Source organism: Gilliamella sp. Nev3-1 (genome assembly GCF_001690435.1).
GTDB classification, from domain to species: domain Bacteria; phylum Pseudomonadota; class Gammaproteobacteria; order Enterobacterales; family Orbaceae; genus Gilliamella; species Gilliamella apicola_C.
The window spans coordinates 162,731-177,633 of record NZ_LZHN01000074.1 but is presented as its reverse complement, the minus strand read 5'-3'; the positions used below and the strand labels follow the sequence as shown (position 1 = coordinate 177,633).

The 14,903-nt window shown below is 37.9% G+C and carries 23 protein-coding genes; 3 read left to right on the top strand and 20 right to left on the bottom strand.

The window, feature by feature from the left end:
• Positions 1-19: 19 nt before the first annotated feature.
• Together A9G40_RS12460 and A9G40_RS12455 are read right to left on the bottom strand one after the other, a co-directional pair.
• The gene (locus tag A9G40_RS12460; RefSeq protein WP_065583279.1) at positions 20-1,570 is read right to left on the bottom strand and encodes a hypothetical protein; all 1,551 of its coding nucleotides are present in this window, start codon (positions 1,568-1,570) and stop codon (positions 20-22) included.
• 428 nt (positions 1,571-1,998) lie between these two features.
• Positions 1,999-3,630: a hypothetical protein gene (locus A9G40_RS12455; protein ID WP_065583278.1), complete on the bottom strand. Its 1,632-nt coding sequence runs from the start codon at positions 3,628-3,630 to the stop codon at positions 1,999-2,001.
• A gap of 420 nt (positions 3,631-4,050) precedes the next feature.
• Between A9G40_RS12455 and slyD the strand changes: the two genes are divergently transcribed.
• The 3 genes from slyD to A9G40_RS12440 all read left to right on the top strand — a co-directional run bounded on the left by slyD (position 4,051) and on the right by A9G40_RS12440 (position 5,718).
• On the top strand, positions 4,051-4,611 hold the full coding sequence (gene slyD / locus A9G40_RS12450) for a peptidylprolyl isomerase (protein ID WP_065583277.1): 561 nt from the start codon (positions 4,051-4,053) through the stop codon (positions 4,609-4,611).
• Between the two features lie 176 nt (positions 4,612-4,787).
• A complete protein-coding gene (radC, locus tag A9G40_RS12445; RefSeq protein WP_065583276.1) occupies positions 4,788-5,456 on the top strand; it encodes a RadC family protein in 669 nt (222 codons plus the stop codon).
• Positions 5,457-5,514: 58 nt separating this feature from the next.
• Positions 5,515-5,718 (top strand): SlyX family protein, encoded by a 204-nt coding sequence (locus A9G40_RS12440; RefSeq protein WP_065583275.1) that lies wholly within the window; start codon positions 5,515-5,517, stop codon positions 5,716-5,718.
• Between the two features lie 191 nt (positions 5,719-5,909).
• Here the strand turns inward: A9G40_RS12440 and rplQ are convergent, their stop codons facing one another.
• From rplQ to rpsQ, 18 genes are all read right to left on the bottom strand, one after another.
• On the bottom strand, positions 5,910-6,296 hold the full coding sequence (rplQ, locus tag A9G40_RS12435) for a 50S ribosomal protein L17 (protein ID WP_065558593.1): 387 nt from the start codon (positions 6,294-6,296) through the stop codon (positions 5,910-5,912).
• Positions 6,297-6,325: 29 nt separating this feature from the next.
• A complete protein-coding gene (locus A9G40_RS12430) occupies positions 6,326-7,315 on the bottom strand; it encodes a DNA-directed RNA polymerase subunit alpha (protein WP_065567149.1) in 990 nt (329 codons plus the stop codon).
• A 25-nt stretch (positions 7,316-7,340) separates the two neighbouring features.
• Positions 7,341-7,961 carry a 30S ribosomal protein S4 gene (gene rpsD / locus A9G40_RS12425; protein WP_065567150.1) on the bottom strand — a complete coding sequence of 207 codons (621 nt, stop codon included), beginning with the start codon at positions 7,959-7,961 and terminating at the stop codon, positions 7,341-7,343.
• Between the two features lie 41 nt (positions 7,962-8,002).
• Positions 8,003-8,392, bottom strand: a complete 390-nt coding sequence (rpsK, locus tag A9G40_RS12420; RefSeq protein WP_025314405.1) for a 30S ribosomal protein S11 — start codon at positions 8,390-8,392, stop codon at positions 8,003-8,005.
• Positions 8,393-8,407: 15 nt separating this feature from the next.
• The gene (rpsM, locus tag A9G40_RS12415; protein WP_065567151.1) at positions 8,408-8,764 is read right to left on the bottom strand and encodes a 30S ribosomal protein S13; all 357 of its coding nucleotides are present in this window, start codon (positions 8,762-8,764) and stop codon (positions 8,408-8,410) included.
• Positions 8,765-8,929: 165 nt separating this feature from the next.
• Positions 8,930-9,043: a 50S ribosomal protein L36 gene (gene rpmJ, locus A9G40_RS12410; protein ID WP_025314403.1), complete on the bottom strand. Its 114-nt coding sequence runs from the start codon at positions 9,041-9,043 to the stop codon at positions 8,930-8,932.
• 26 nt (positions 9,044-9,069) lie between these two features.
• Positions 9,070-10,410 (bottom strand): preprotein translocase subunit SecY, encoded by a 1,341-nt coding sequence (gene secY, locus A9G40_RS12405; protein ID WP_065583274.1) that lies wholly within the window; start codon positions 10,408-10,410, stop codon positions 9,070-9,072.
• Between the two features lie 8 nt (positions 10,411-10,418).
• Complete coding sequence (gene rplO, locus A9G40_RS12400) at positions 10,419-10,853, bottom strand: 50S ribosomal protein L15 (protein WP_065567153.1); 435 nt, start codon at positions 10,851-10,853, stop codon at positions 10,419-10,421.
• Positions 10,854-10,858: 5 nt separating this feature from the next.
• A complete protein-coding gene (gene rpmD, locus A9G40_RS12395) occupies positions 10,859-11,038 on the bottom strand; it encodes a 50S ribosomal protein L30 (RefSeq protein ID WP_025314400.1) in 180 nt (59 codons plus the stop codon).
• A gap of 6 nt (positions 11,039-11,044) precedes the next feature.
• Positions 11,045-11,545, bottom strand: a complete 501-nt coding sequence (gene rpsE / locus A9G40_RS12390; protein ID WP_025314399.1) for a 30S ribosomal protein S5 — start codon at positions 11,543-11,545, stop codon at positions 11,045-11,047.
• A gap of 14 nt (positions 11,546-11,559) precedes the next feature.
• The gene (gene rplR, locus A9G40_RS12385) at positions 11,560-11,913 is read right to left on the bottom strand and encodes a 50S ribosomal protein L18 (RefSeq protein WP_025314398.1); all 354 of its coding nucleotides are present in this window, start codon (positions 11,911-11,913) and stop codon (positions 11,560-11,562) included.
• A 9-nt stretch (positions 11,914-11,922) separates the two neighbouring features.
• Positions 11,923-12,456, bottom strand: a complete 534-nt coding sequence (gene rplF / locus A9G40_RS12380; protein WP_065567154.1) for a 50S ribosomal protein L6 — start codon at positions 12,454-12,456, stop codon at positions 11,923-11,925.
• An 11-nt stretch (positions 12,457-12,467) separates the two neighbouring features.
• Positions 12,468-12,860, bottom strand: coding sequence for a 30S ribosomal protein S8 (rpsH, locus tag A9G40_RS12375; protein WP_065567155.1), 393 nt, complete (start codon positions 12,858-12,860; stop codon positions 12,468-12,470).
• 17 nt (positions 12,861-12,877) lie between these two features.
• Positions 12,878-13,183: a 30S ribosomal protein S14 gene (gene rpsN / locus A9G40_RS12370; protein WP_025314395.1), complete on the bottom strand. Its 306-nt coding sequence runs from the start codon at positions 13,181-13,183 to the stop codon at positions 12,878-12,880.
• 11 nt (positions 13,184-13,194) lie between these two features.
• A complete protein-coding gene (rplE, locus tag A9G40_RS12365) occupies positions 13,195-13,734 on the bottom strand; it encodes a 50S ribosomal protein L5 (protein ID WP_065558584.1) in 540 nt (179 codons plus the stop codon).
• 17 nt (positions 13,735-13,751) lie between these two features.
• Positions 13,752-14,066 carry a 50S ribosomal protein L24 gene (rplX, locus tag A9G40_RS12360; RefSeq protein WP_065567156.1) on the bottom strand — a complete coding sequence of 105 codons (315 nt, stop codon included), beginning with the start codon at positions 14,064-14,066 and terminating at the stop codon, positions 13,752-13,754.
• A 10-nt stretch (positions 14,067-14,076) separates the two neighbouring features.
• Positions 14,077-14,448, bottom strand: a complete 372-nt coding sequence (rplN, locus tag A9G40_RS12355; protein WP_025314392.1) for a 50S ribosomal protein L14 — start codon at positions 14,446-14,448, stop codon at positions 14,077-14,079.
• A gap of 194 nt (positions 14,449-14,642) precedes the next feature.
• Positions 14,643-14,903 (bottom strand): 30S ribosomal protein S17, encoded by a 261-nt coding sequence (rpsQ, locus tag A9G40_RS12350; protein ID WP_034911151.1) that lies wholly within the window; start codon positions 14,901-14,903, stop codon positions 14,643-14,645.

Here is a 14,903-nt window from a genome sequence, read left to right as displayed (position 1 = left end):
TAATCGATTGATTCATTGATTATCCCCTGCACGCAACCAGATGATTATATTGCATATCGTAAGCATTTACATTTCCGGCTCGAGCATCACCAACAAACATACTAGCGTTAGTAGCATGAATATTCGATGACCAATAATATGCCTTACCATCTTTAGCATGTATAAAGCTTCCCCATTGAGAATCAGGATAACTGATTTTATCAGTATACCCCCATTCTGCAAACACTCCCCCCCCTATTGCTCTAGTAAATGTATTTGAGATAAATCGCCAATCAGTATTTAAAGCAATATTATTTTGTGGGGAATTAGTAAACATTGACAAAGAAGGAATATTTTGTACTCCACCACATCGTTTCTTTGCTGCTTCCCAACTCATATAATCATCCGCTTGAGGAAGCAACCAAACAGATGTTGGGTTAAAAGTATAATCATGATAAACAGTTGAATCTCTTTTCAGGGTTACGCGTATAGTAATATTTCCTGTTGGCTTATTTTTTAATAAAACCATTCCATTATCGTCAATCAAAACCCTTTCGCCAGAATTATTAAGTATTTGATAGCGATAATCGCTCTGTGAACCCGTCATCACTAATTGGAATTTAGCGCCAGGAAAGCCTGTAGTTGGGAATGTTTTTGGCGAAATTGTAGGTTTAGCTTTAAAACCATAATCTGGTACATAATCACTGGTAAAACCACCGCCATGAATAGAATGACGCTTTGTACGATTCTTATCATTCCACTCTTCTGAGCTACCATCACTATTATAACTAAGCCATTGCTCTTTAGGATGGCCAATAATGCCATTCGGTTTTGCATAGCAAATTTGTGTTCTAGCCGCTATTTGATACGTTTTGGCTAATGTAACAGATTTACTTTCTTTTGGGATCCCATACTCCGAATAGGCTTTTAGTTTTGTTTCAATTATCAATTTTAATGGCATTGAAAAACCACTGCCACAACCTATAATCTTTTTCTTATCATCACCAGTTATGCGTCTTCCGGTATTGTCATACCACCAATAGTAAGTCGATTCCACCTTAAACGGTTGGCTCGTATCAGCATTATCACCATCGATATCGCGATAATTCTTTACCCTATCTAAGTTGGTTGGCGTATAAGTTGCCACTTTAAAATCATTTAGCGTTAAATTACCATCAAATTCTTTCACTTCACCAGATTTTAGCGTGCCATTTTCCTCACTATAAAAAACACCGTTGACAGTAAAACCATGTTTATCTGCACTCGATAACGCCACCACTTGCGGTGCATTCCCAACAATAACCTGACTTGAAGTCGCTGTTAGTATTGCATTAGCTGAGCTAACGTGTATCCATTGTGATAATAAGATTAAACTCATGACTTGAGTAGGTTTTGGTTTTAAGTAAGCTGTCAGTGCCGTTATTTTGGTAGCAAAGTGAGATTTGCAATGGAAGTGTTTAAAACAAAAAGGTAACGCTAAAGATAAAACGTTTTGCTGTAATATTACATTTGAAATAAAACGATTAACAAAATGCCCGTTGCCCGTTGCCCGTTGCCCGTTGCCCGTTGCCCGTTGCCTGTTTAAGTCCACATTTTATCATGATTTTATTATTCCTCATACTTATTTTTATTAGTTTGTTGTTATAAAATAAACAGTTAATATTATTTTCAATACTTTTAGCTTAAAATAGTATATAACTATGCTACCCTATTTTAAAATAAAAGCTTCATTTTTCATCTACTTTTTTGTAAAGTCTTGTTAAGAGTCTAGATGTTGACTTTTCAATTTAACAATTTAGACATAAATTATCAGTGTGATAAAAGTATTTCATATTGTTAAATTCAACAGGCAAAAGCATTGTTTTTATTTCTTACTAAATATGAATAAATCAAAATTGATCGATACTATAAAATAGCAATCAATTTATTGATTAAAATAAAAACCATCCGTATTAGGATGGTTTGATTAATGTTTATAATAAAAAATAATATTTTACTTTTAAATATTTCTATAAGAAATCAACCTTTACAAATTATATAATTATCCAGCCATTTTCCATCTTTAGTATTTGCTATTTCAATACAACCACTATCAGCATATACGGTAAATTGAGTAAATGAAGAGTGAATATCCTTTGTCCAATAAGGCTTTGTAAAAAACTCCGAATTCCAGTGAGATTTAGGATAAGCCGCTTTATTTATTGGTCCCCATTCACCTAGCAATGAATCACCTATCGCTCGCGTAAATAAATTAATAGCTGGCGGGGTTGGCGATAACTCAGGCGCATTTTTAACTGGTGAATTACTCAATTCCTTTCTAGTAAAAAGATTATTAATTCCTCCACATTGTTTTACGGCAGTATCAAATCCACCTTTCATATCACCTTGAGGAAGCGCCCAGATACTTGTTGGATTAAAGCTATAATCATGAATTATTGATGGTTTTCTTTTTAAAATAGCCCGAACTGTCACTGTACCTGCTGGTTTACTATTTATAACAATACTTCCCATAGTATCAACCGAAACACCATTTCCTGGATTATTGATTACATGATAATCATAATCACTCTGCGAACCTGTCATCACTAGTTGGAACTGAGCACCAGGAAATCCTGTTGTTGGGAAACGTCTATTTGAAACAGTTGGATTAGCTTTAAAACCAAAATCCAATACATAATCGCTAGTGCGACCACCACCACCGATAGGATCTGGTGTATTTAAATGAGGTTTATTCCACCCCACTCCATTACCAGTACCTTTACCATCAAAGCTAAACCATTGAAGTGTTGAGTGCACATTTATCGCATTCGGTTTGGCATAACATAGCTCTGATTTAGCTGCTATTTGGTAAGTTTTGGCTAAGGTTAATTGCTCACTTTCTTTTGGAATACCATACTGCGAATACGCTTTTACTTTTGTTTCAATTATCAATTTTAATGGCATTGAAAAACCACTGCCACAACCTATAATCTTTTTCTTATCATCACCAGTTATGCGTCTTCCGGTATTGTCATACCACCAATAGTAAGTCGATTCCACCTTAAACGGTTGGCTCGTATCAGCATTATCACCATCGATATCGCGATAATTCTTTACCCTATCTAAGTTGGTTGGCGTATAAGTTGCCACTTTAAAATCATTTAGCGTTAAATTACCATCAAATTCTTTCACTTCACCAGATTTTAGCGTGCCATTTTCCTCACTATAAAAAACACCGTTGACAGTAAAACCATGTTTATCTGCACTTGATAACGCCACCACTTGCGGTGCATTCCCAACAATAACCTGACTTGAAGTCGCTGTTAGTATTGCATTAGCTGAGCTAACGTGTATCCATTGTGATAATAAGATTAAACTCATGACTTGAGTAGGTTTTGGTTTTAAGTAAGCTGTCAGTGCCGTTATTTTGGTAGCAAAGTGAGATTTGCAATGGAAGTGTTTAAAACAAAAAGGTAACGCTAAAGATAAAACGTTTTGCTGTAATATTACGTTTGAAATAAAACAACTAACAAAATGCCCGATGCCCGATGCCCGATGCCCGATGCCCGATGCCCGATGCCCGATGCCCGATGCCCGATGCCCGATGCCCGATGCCCGATGCCCGATGCCCGATGCCCGATGCCCGATGCCCGATGCCCGATTTAGAGCCACATTGTATCATATCTTTACAACTCCTTATAGTTATTTTCTTATTTTTAATAATTATTCAATAGAATATCTTATACAATACGAATAGTTAAATTGAAACCTAGAAATAAAAAGATGCTATTGTATTCAAGACGATAACGCATAATAAAATAAATTAATTCTTTTGTAATGAGATTTTTTGTAAAGAATTGTAAACTTTCCAAAGCAGTTGCTTTTTATACTAAAATACGAAGCTTTCCTGAAACTTCTTTACAACAAAAAAGTCTTCCACTTCGTTCGCAAACTGGAATTAACTCATTTCCTAGCCCCCCAGATCTTTCTTAACTAAAAACTTTTTATAAAAATAAGAAATTAGCATACAGATAATCTTTTTTCAGCTAAAATCTATAGCTTATTTGCTCGTTATAGCCCGTTGGAGATAAAATGAAAATAGCAAAAAACACAATAGTAAGTATAGCATACCAAGTTAGAACGAAAGATGGCGTTCTTGTTGATGAAGCAACAGCAACTGCTCCGCTTGAGTATTTGCAAGGCGCAGGAAACTTATTACAAGATCTTGAAAAAGCCTTAGAAAGTCATCAAGTTGGTGATAAATTTGAAGTTGAAATAATTAATGCATATGGTGATTTTAATGATGCACTTGTGCAAAATGTTCCTCGTGATGTGTTTGTCGGTGTTGATGAATTAGAAGTTGGTATGCGCTTTTTTGCTGATACTGAGCATGGTTCTTTACCAGTTGAAATTACCGCTATCGATGGCGATAATATCACTATTGATGGTAATCATATGCTAGCGGGACAAGATCTAAAATTTAACGTTGAAGTATTAGCTATTCGTGAAGCCACAGAAGAAGAAATAGCCCACGGTCATATTCATGGTGAGCATGGACATGATCATGGTGGTTGCGGTTGTGGTGTCCATGATCATGAAGATGATGATAGTGGTTGTTGTGGCGGAGGCCATGGCGGTTGCGGTTGCCACTAAGTTGTCGTCGTTTAGGATGTAATGATAAAAGCGCTATATAGCGCTTTTTATTTGCCAGATATCCAAAATATTACTTAATAATTTGTGAAATAAATCCCAATATTTTACAACACTGTTTTGTACTGTTAATTTTTCCATTAATAATCTAGATTTTGCTATTATTGGAACTTAGCATTATGTCTTCACAACCAGCTTCGTTAATGCCACGGGAAAAGCTGTTAAAATTTGGCGTTGAAACTCTCAGTGATGCAGAATTACTGGCACTTTTTTTACGAACAGGCACCAAAGGCTTACCTGTTTTAGAGCTATCACAAAAATTGTTAAATGAGTTTGGCTCTTTTTATAACTTAATTAATGCAAGCCATAGTGATTTTTGCAAAAAGCATGGGTTAGGCACAGCGAAATACACCCAACTAAAAGCTGTTGTCGAGCTGTCACATCGTTATCTAAAAGTTAAAATATCCAATGAAAACTCACTAACTTCACCAGCACTAACCCACCATTATTTAGCTAGCCGTTTGGCAGATAAAGAACGTGAGGTTTTTATGGTGATTTTTCTAGATAACCAAAATCATGTTATTTCATCAGAAGAAATGTTTATCGGTACCTATAATTGTGTAGAAGTTCATCCGCGAGAAATCGCTAGACGAGCATTACAATATAATGCCGCTGCATTAATTTTGGCACACAACCATCCTTCAGGCATGGCTGAACCCAGTCAAGCTGACCGTGCGCTAACAGTAAAAATAGATGAAGTTTGTAACTTGATTGATATTCGTATTATTGATCACCTTGTAATTGGTAAAGGCGAATATGTCTCTTTTGCCGAACGGGGATGGATTTGATAGCCATTTTTACTTACAATGTGACATTATATATTAATGTATACATAAGCCTGTTTTTATGAATCAACAACTAGAATTACTTGAAACTAAAGTTGCTTTTCAAGAAATTACCATTGAGGAATTAAACCGTATGGTAGCAACCCTTCAAGCAGATATCAGCAAATTAAAAGAGCAATTGACTTTATTATCCCAAAAGCTACAAGCAACACAATCATCGAATATTGCCAACTTATCGGAAGAAACACCACCGCCTCATTATTAGCTAACTATACTTACATCGATAATTGTTATTCAACCTGTCTTAGTTAGTTGATAATGCTTTAGTATCATTTAACCAATAACTAACTTTAAATAAAGTTGGCAATTTATAATTTAAAATATAATTACAATAAATGTAAATGAGAAAATAAAAAACCGGCATATAGCCGGTTTTAATACGCAATGATTTAATAATTATTCAGCTGTTGCTTCTGCTTCTACTGCAGGGCGATCAACTAATTCGATATAAGCCATTGGAGCATTATCTCCATCACGGAAACCACATTTTAAAATACGTACATAACCACCAGGACGGGTGGCAAAACGTGGGCCTAAATCTGAAAATAATTTCTTCACTGTATCTTTATCACGGATACGAGCAAAAGCCAGACGGCGATTAGCTACGCTATCGCTTTTGGCTAGCGTAATTAACGGTTCAACAACACGACGCAACTCTTTTGCTTTAGGCAATGTAGTTTTGATGATTTCATGTTCAACAAGTGAACTTGTCATGTTACGAAACATTGCTTGACGATGGCTGCTATTTCGGTTCAGTTGACGACCACTTTTACGATGGCGCATAACTTTATCCTTCTTATATAAATTTTATCTTAGTCTTCAACAATACTTGCTGGTGGCCAATTCTCAAGACGCATGCCTAAAGATAAGCCACGAGAGGCGAGCACATCCTTAATTTCAGTAAGCGATTTCTTACCAAGATTAGGAGTTTTAAGTAACTCAACTTCAGTACGTTGCACTAAATCACCAATATAATGAACTGCTTCTGCTTTTAAGCAATTAGCAGACCGAACAGTTAATTCCAAATCATCTACTGGACGTAAGAGAACTGGATCAAATTCCGGTTTATCTTCTTTCACTTCTGGTTGACGCACATCACGTAAATCAACGAAAGCTTCAAGTTGTTCAGCCAAAATAGTTGATGCACGACGAATAGATTCCTCAGGATCGATAGTCCCATTTGTTTCCATATCGATAACAAGCTTATCTAAATCCGTACGTTGTTCCACACGAGCAGCATCAACAGAATATGCAATGCGCTCTACAGGGCTATAACATGCATCAACTAACAAACGACCTATTGGTCGTTCTTCATCTTCTGACTTAACGCGAGCAGAAGCAGGGACATAACCACGTCCTCGTTGTACACGAATACGCATACTAATTGAAGCATTGGCATCAGTAAGATGACAAATTACTAAATCAGGATTAACAATTTCAACATCACCATCGTGAGTGATATCAGATGCGGTTACTGCACCAATACCTGATTTATTTAACGTCAGCATAACATCATCTTTAGTATGTACACGCACTGCTAATTTTTTTAAATTAAGCAAAATATCAAGTACATCTTCTTGAACGCCTTCTTTAGTACTGTACTCATGCAGAACACCGTCAATTTCAACTTCGGTTACTGCATATCCCGGCATAGATGATAATAAAATGCGGCGTAGTGCATTACCTAAAGTATGACCAAAACCACGTTCAAGTGGCTCTAAAGTCACTTTGGCGTGTGTTTGGCTGTATTGAACAACATCAACTAGGTGAGGTTTTAAAAACTCTGTTACAGAACCCTGCATTATGTCCTCTCTTAAGTGCTAAACTTTACTTAGAGTAAAGTTCGACGATCAAATGTTCGTTGATGTCAGCAGATAAATCTGAACGTTCTGGTAAGCGTTTAAATACGCCTTCCATTTTGCTAGCATCAACTTCTAACCATGTTGGTTTTTCACGTTGTTCAGCTAACTCTAAAGCGGCTTTAATACGTGCTTGTTTTTTTGACTTTTCGCGAACACTAATCACATCTTCAGGTGAAACTTGGTAAGATGCAATATTTACAACGCGACCATTAACAAGAACAGCTTTATGACTAACTAATTGACGAGCTTCAGCGCGAGTAGCACCAAATCCCATGCGATAAACAACGTTATCTAAGCGACGTTCTAAAAGGCCAAGTAGGTTTTCACCTGTATTGCCTTTAATACGCGCTGCGCTTTTGTAGTAATTACGGAATTGACGTTCTAAAATTCCATAAATACGTCTAACTTTTTGTTTTTCACGTAACTGAACACCATAATCTGATAAACGCGGTTTACGCGCACCATGTTGCCCAGGAGCTTGTTCTAATTTACATTTACTGTCAACCGCTCGGACACCAGATTTAAGGAATAAATCTGTACCTTCACGACGACTTAATTTGAGTTTTGGTCCCAAATATCTTGCCATTTTATTTCTCCAATAATCCTAAACATTCAATGTTTAATAAATTAAACACGACGTTTCTTTGGTGGACGACAACCGTTATGAGGAATCGGAGTAACATCAGTAATGTTAGTGATGCGATAGCCCGCAGCATTTAATGCACGAATTGTTGACTCACGACCAGGACCAGGTCCTTTTACCATAACTTCCAGATTCTTAATTCCGTAATCTTTGACAGCTTCAGCACAACGTTCCGCTGCTACTTGAGCTGCAAAAGGTGTTGACTTACGAGAGCCACGGAAACCAGAACCACCAGCGGTTGCCCAACCTAACGCATTACCTTGACGATCGGTAATAGTTACGATTGTATTGTTGAATGATGCATGAATATGAGCTATACCATCAGAAACTTGCTTTTTTACACGTTTACGTGTACGAACAGGTGTCTTTGCCATTTAATTATACCTCAATTATTTCTTGATTGGCTTACGCGGTCCCTTACGGGTACGAGCGTTAGTCTTTGTGCGTTGACCGCGAACAGGAAGTCCACGACGGTGACGCATGCCACGATAACAACCAAGGTCTAATAAACGCTTGATACTCATAGTTACTTCACGACGTAAATCACCTTCAACGGTAAATTTAGCGACTTGTTCACGTAACTTTTCAATCTGATCTTCAGATAGTTCTCTGATCTTAACATTTTCAGGAATACCGGCTTCAGAACAAATTGTCTTAGCACGGGTAGCTCCAATACCATAAATCGCTTGTAAAGCAATCACAGCATGTTGTTGATCAGGAATGTTAATGCCTGCTATACGGGCCACTATGCACTCCTTTATTGTTAATGTTTAGCAAATTCACCATACTGAAAAGCCCGTTTTCAGGATACTCAAACGGTGAATTCACAACTAAATCTAAGCTGGCTATTCTAGCCAGCTTTACTATACTTTGGCAAGTAAAATATGCAAATCAACTTCTAGTTAAATAAATTAACCTTGACGTTGTTTATGTTTACCTTCAACGCAAATGACACGAACAATGCCATTACGTTTAATGATTTTACAATTTCTGCATAATTTCTTGACTGAAGCACGAACTTTCATATTTTTCTCCGTAACTTCTGGCTAACTTATCGACCGTAGCCTTTAAGATTCGCTTTCTTTAACATTGACTCATAACGATTTGGCATCATTAAAGTCTGTACTTGTGCCATAAAATCCATGATTACAACAACAACAATTAATAACGATGTTCCACCAAATTGAACCGGAACTTTCATTGCACTTGTCATAAACATCGGAATCAAACAAACAACAGTAATATATATCGCACCAATTAGTGTTAAACGAGTCATCACTTTGTCAATATACTTAGATGTTTGTTCGCCTGGGCGGATACCTGGAATAAATGCACCAGATTTTTTAAGCTGATCTGCTGTTTCCCTCGGATTGAAAACCAATGCTGTATAAAAGAAACAAAAGAAGATAATTGCCGCCACAAAAAAGATTATATATAACGGTTCATCATGAGAGAAATATTGATAGATAAGTACCATAATATATCTCCAGCTTTCACCATCTCCTTGGAACCAAGAAGCCATCATAGATGGTAACATAACAATTGTTGAAGCAAATATTGCAGGAATGACACCTGCCATATTAATCTTTAATGGTAAATGCGTGCTTTGCGCCGCATAAATACGACGACCTTGTTGTCGCTGTGCATAGTTAACAACAATACGACGTTGACCACGCTCAACAAAAACAACAAAATAAGTCACACCAACCACTAAGGCAGCGACCACTAATAGTAAAATCGGATGCAGTGAACCAGAACGAGCTTGTTCAATAGTTTCATATATTGCATGAGGAAGACCAGCCACAATACCAGCAAAGATAATGATCGAAATACCATTGCCTACGCCTCGCTCTGTGATCTGCTCACCTAGCCACATAAGAAACATAGTGCCAGTAACTAAGCTAACCGATGCAATAAAATAGAAAGAAAATCCAGGATTAATCACTACATGACCGTAATCTGGATGATTAGGTAAACCAGTCGCAATACCAACAGCCTGCACTATCGCTAACCCTAATGTGCCATAACGCGTATACTGACTAATTTTCTTACGGCCTGATTCACCTTCTTTCTTCAATTCTGCCAATTTAGGACTAATTGTAGTTAATAGCTGCACTATAATCGATGCAGAAATATAAGGCATTATCCCTAAAGCAAAAATTGAAGCACGGCTTAAAGCACCACCAGAGAACATATTGAACATACCAACAATACCATTTGAAGATGCTTTTGCTAGTAAGTCCGATAACGCTTTAGTATCAATACCAGGAACTGGAACATAAGAACCTAGACGAAAAACAATAAGCGCTAAAAGCACAAACATTAAACGTCTTGTAAGCTCACCGCTACCACTTCGTGCTCTTTGAAAATCTAATCCTGGTTGCTTTGCCATCTTTCTAATTATTCCTCAATTTTTCCGCCAGCAGCTTCAATTGCAGCTTTAGCACCTTTAGTTACTCGAATACCACGAACAGTTACTGGTTTAGTTACTTCGCCAGATAACATGATTTTTGCATATTCGATATGTGAATTAATCACATTTGCAACTTTTAAGCTATTTAAGTCAACAATATCGCCTTCAACCTTCATCAAATCAGAAAGACGAACTTGAGCTGTAACTAAAGCTTTACGTGAGGTAAAACCAAATTTTGGTAAACGACGATATAAAGGCATTTGACCACCTTCAAAGCCACGGCGAACGCCACCACCTGAACGGGATTTTTGACCTTTAACACCACGAGTACCTGTTTTACCTAACCCAGAACCAATTCCTCGGCCTAGGCGTTTCGGTGCATGCTTTGAACCTTCAGCAGGAGATAAAGTATTTAAACGCATTACTATTACTCCTCAACTTTAACCATGTAATAAACTTGGTTTACCATACCGCGAATTGCAGGAGTATCCTCACGCTCAACAGTATGACCAATACGACGTAATCCTAATCCAACTAACGTTGCTTTATGCTTCGGTAGACGACCAATAGAACTACGGGTTTGTGTAATTTTAATTGTTTTTGCCATGGTTAATTACCCCAAAATTTCTTCGACGGTTTTACCACGCTTAGCAGCAACCATTTCTGGTGATTTCATATTTTCTAAGCCATCAATAGTTGCACGAACCACATTAATTGGGTTAGTAGAACCATATGCTTTAGCTAGAACGTTACGAACACCAGCAACTTCTAAAACGGCACGCATCGCACCACCAGCGATAATACCAGTACCTTCTGATGCTGGTTGCATATAAACACGAGAACCTGTGTGAGCACCTTTAACTGGATGCTGTAAAGTGTCGTTGTTTAAAGCAACATTAATCATATTACGACGTGCTTTTTCCATTGCTTTTTGAATTGCTGCTGGCACTTCACGTGCTTTACCATATCCAAAACCTACGCGGCCATTACCGTCACCAACAACTGTTAGTGCAGAAAAACTAAAAATACGACCACCTTTTACGGTTTTAGAAACTCGGTTAACTGCGATTAGTTTTTCCTGCAGTTCACCAGCTTGTTTTTCGATGTTTGACATCTTTAACTCCTACCTTAGAACTGTAGGCCAGCTTCGCGAGCAGCATCTGCTAGCGCCTGAACTCGACCATGATATTGGAAACCTGAACGATCAAATGAAACTTCTTTGATATCTTTCGCTAATGCACGCTCTGCAATTGCTTTACCAACCGCCGCTGCTGCATCTTTGTTTCCGGTGTATTTTAAACTTTCACTGATAGCTTTTTCTAATGTAGAAGCGGCTGCCAGTACTTCTGATCCGTTTGGTGCGATAATTTGCGCATAAATATGACGCGGAGTGCGGTGAACTACCAAGCGAGTTGCAAGTAATTCATGCATCTTGCGACGCGCTTTAGTTGCACGACGGATACGAGCTGATTTCTTATCCATAGTGTTACCTTACTTTTTCTTAGCTTCTTTAGTACGCACAACTTCATCTGCGTAACGAACACCTTTACCTTTATAAGGTTCAGGACGACGATAAGCACGGATATCTGCAGCCACTTGTCCAATTAACTGTTTATCAGCACTTTTGAGTACAATTTCAGTTTGAGAAGGACATTCAGCTGACACACCTGCAGGTAATTGATGTTCAATTGGATGTGAATATCCAAGAGATAAACCAATTGCATTACCTTTAACTTGTGCACGATAACCAACACCAACTAGCTGAAGTTTTTTAGTAAAACCTTCAGTAACACCAATAACCATCGCATTAATCAATGCACGAGCCGTACCAGCTTGAGCCCAAGCATCAGCAAAGCCATCGCGAGGAGCAAATTTAATTTGGCCCTCTTCTTGATTAATCACAACAGCATTATTTATTGTGCGAGATAACTCGCCATTTTTACCTTTAATCGTAATTACCTGACCATCGAGTTTTACCTCTACGCCAGCAGGAACAACGACAGGTGCTTTTGCAACACGAGACATTCTTTTCTCCCTTACGCTACGTAGCAGATAATTTCACCACCAAGACCCGCTTGGCGTGCTGCACGATCAGTCATAACACCTTTAGAAGTAGAAACAACTGCGATACCTAATCCAGCCATAACTTTTGGCAATTCATCTTTACGCTTATAAATACGTAAACCTGGACGGCTAACACGTTTAATACTTTCTACAACAGCTTTGCCTTGGAAATATTTCAAAGTAATTTCCAATTCTGGCTTAGTGTCACCAACAACTTTATAGTCCCCGATATAACCTTCTTCTTTTAGCACATTGGCAATTGCCACTTTTAGCTTAGAGGAAGGCATGGTGACTGCAACTTTATTCGCAGATTGACCATTACGAATACGGGTCAACATATCTGCTATAGGATCTTGCATGCTCATCTATAACACTCCCCTGATTACCAACTTGCCTTTTTAAGACCAGGAATCTCACCACGCATGGCTGACTCACGAACCTTAATACGGCTTAAACCAAACTTACGAAGGACGCCATGAGGACGACCAGTTTGACGACAACGACGACGTTGACGTGATGGACTAGAATCACGAGGAAGCGTTTGCAATTTAAGCACTGCATTCCAACGATCTTCATCTGATGCATTAAGATCAGAGATAATCGCTTTTAATTCTTGACGCTTTGCAAAATATTTTTCTGCTAGCTTTACGCGTTTCTTATCGCGTTCAATCATTGATTGTTTAGCCATTATGCCCTACCTTACTTACGAAATGGGAAGTTAAAGGCAGATAATAAAGCTCGGCCTTCTTCATCTGATTGTGCACTGGTTGTGATAGTAATATCTAAACCACGAACACGATCAACTTTATCATAATCGATTTCAGGGAAAACGATTTGTTCACGAACACCCATGCTATAGTTACCACGACCATCAAAAGATTTTGCGCTTAAACCGCGGAAATCTCGAGTACGAGGAAGAGCAATATAAACTAGACGTTCAAAAAATTCCCACATACGTTCGCCACGTAAAGTGACTTTACAACCAATAGGATACCCTTGACGGATTTTAAAACCAGCAACTGATTTGCGTGCTTTAGTGACAAGTGGTTTTTGACCACTGATTGCTGCTAAATCTGCAACAGCATTATCTAATAATTTCTTATCAGTAATTGCTTCACCCACACCCATATTCAAGGTGATCTTTTCGATCCGAGGGACTTGCATGACAGATTTGTAGCCAAACTGTTCTTGCAGTTTATTTACTACCTGTGCTTTGTAGTAATCATGCAGTTTCGCCATCGTACACTCCAAATTACTTAATTGATTAATTCATTAGTAGACTTATAAAAACGGACTTTTTTACCGTCTTCAAAACGAAAGCCTACGCGATCTGCTTTGCCTGTAGCTGGGTTAAAAATTGCCACGTTAGAAACATTAATTGCTGCTTCTTTTTCAACAATTCCACCTTCTTGATTTAATGCAGGTACTGGTTTTTGGTGTTTTTTCACCAAATTAATACCTTCAACAATCACTTTACCTGTAGACAAAACGCTTTTTACTTTACCGCGCTTACCTTTATCTTTTCCGGTTAACACGATAACTTCATCTTCTCGACGGATTTTCGCTGCCATTACCCGCTCCTTACAGTACTTCTGGTGCTAATGAAATGATCTTCATAAACTTCTCAGAGCGAAGTTCACGAGTGACCGGTCCAAAAATACGCGTACCAATCGGTTGCTCACTGTTATTGTTTAAAATAACACAAGCATTACGATCGAAACGAATGACAGATCCATCAGGACGACGAACACCTTTTCTAGTGCGCACGACTACAGCTTTAAGCACATCACCTTTTTTAACTTTACCACGAGGAATTGCTTCTTTAATGGTAACTTTGATGATATCACCTACCGCTGCATAACGACGGTGCGATCCACCGAGAACCTTGATACACATTACGCTACGTGCGCCAGAGTTATCGGCAACATCTAGCCTAGTCTGTTCTTGGATCATTTTAATGCTCCGTATAAATAAATTATTGTCTAATCTACCTTCATCCACCTCAACTACCATGGATAAGAATAGACAACCAAAAACCCACTTATGTGAGGGCGCATAGTATAACACCACTCAAATAAAATGGATAGCATAAAATAAACGGCTACTAAGCCGTTTATTATATTATGTACAGTTTTTAACCAAAAAGATTAAATAACTGCTTTTTCAACGATTCGAACAAGAGTCCAAGATTTGGTTTTTGATAATGGACGACACTCTTTAATTTCTACAGTATCACCAATACCACACTCGTTGTTTTCATCATGTACATGCAATTTAGTCGTACGTTTAATGAACTTACCATATAACGGATGCTTCACTTTACGTTCAATAGCTACAGTTATAGATTTATCCATTTTGTCGCTAATAACACGACCTTGCTGAGTACGAATTTTTACTTCAGTAGTCAT

Coding starts and splice junctions, on each gene's coding strand:
- A9G40_RS12430 (WP_065567149.1), bottom strand. CDS start 7,315: ATGCAGGGTTCTGTAACAGAGTTTTTAAAACCTCACCTAGTTGATGTT.
- rpsH (WP_065567155.1), bottom strand. CDS start 12,860: ATGAGCATGCAAGATCCTATAGCAGATATGTTGACCCGTATTCGTAAT.
- rpsE (WP_025314399.1), bottom strand. CDS start 11,545: ATGTCAAACATCGAAAAACAAGCTGGTGAACTGCAGGAAAAACTAATC.
- rplO (WP_065567153.1), bottom strand. CDS start 10,853: ATGCGTTTAAATACTTTATCTCCTGCTGAAGGTTCAAAGCATGCACCG.
- rpmD (WP_025314400.1), bottom strand. CDS start 11,038: ATGGCAAAAACAATTAAAATTACACAAACCCGTAGTTCTATTGGTCGT.
- rpmJ (WP_025314403.1), bottom strand. CDS start 9,043: ATGAAAGTTCGTGCTTCAGTCAAGAAATTATGCAGAAATTGTAAAATC.
- secY (WP_065583274.1), bottom strand. CDS start 10,410: ATGGCAAAGCAACCAGGATTAGATTTTCAAAGAGCACGAAGTGGTAGC.
- rplF (WP_065567154.1), bottom strand. CDS start 12,456: ATGTCTCGTGTTGCAAAAGCACCTGTCGTTGTTCCTGCTGGCGTAGAG.
- rplQ (WP_065558593.1), bottom strand. CDS start 6,296: ATGCGCCATCGTAAAAGTGGTCGTCAACTGAACCGAAATAGCAGCCAT.
- rpsD (WP_065567150.1), bottom strand. CDS start 7,961: ATGGCAAGATATTTGGGACCAAAACTCAAATTAAGTCGTCGTGAAGGT.
- rplN (WP_025314392.1), bottom strand. CDS start 14,448: ATGATCCAAGAACAGACTAGGCTAGATGTTGCCGATAACTCTGGCGCA.
- radC (WP_065583276.1), top strand. CDS start 4,788: ATGTCTTCACAACCAGCTTCGTTAATGCCACGGGAAAAGCTGTTAAAA.
- rpsN (WP_025314395.1), bottom strand. CDS start 13,183: ATGGCTAAACAATCAATGATTGAACGCGATAAGAAACGCGTAAAGCTA.
- rpsQ (WP_034911151.1), bottom strand. CDS start 14,903: ATGACTACTGAAGTAAAAATTCGTACTCAGCAAGGTCGTGTTATTAGC.
- slyD (WP_065583277.1), top strand. CDS start 4,051: ATGAAAATAGCAAAAAACACAATAGTAAGTATAGCATACCAAGTTAGA.
- rplX (WP_065567156.1), bottom strand. CDS start 14,066: ATGGCAGCGAAAATCCGTCGAGAAGATGAAGTTATCGTGTTAACCGGA.
- rplE (WP_065558584.1), bottom strand. CDS start 13,734: ATGGCGAAACTGCATGATTACTACAAAGCACAGGTAGTAAATAAACTG.
- A9G40_RS12440 (WP_065583275.1), top strand. CDS start 5,515: ATGAATCAACAACTAGAATTACTTGAAACTAAAGTTGCTTTTCAAGAA.
- rplR (WP_025314398.1), bottom strand. CDS start 11,913: ATGGATAAGAAATCAGCTCGTATCCGTCGTGCAACTAAAGCGCGTCGC.
- rpsK (WP_025314405.1), bottom strand. CDS start 8,392: ATGGCAAAGACACCTGTTCGTACACGTAAACGTGTAAAAAAGCAAGTT.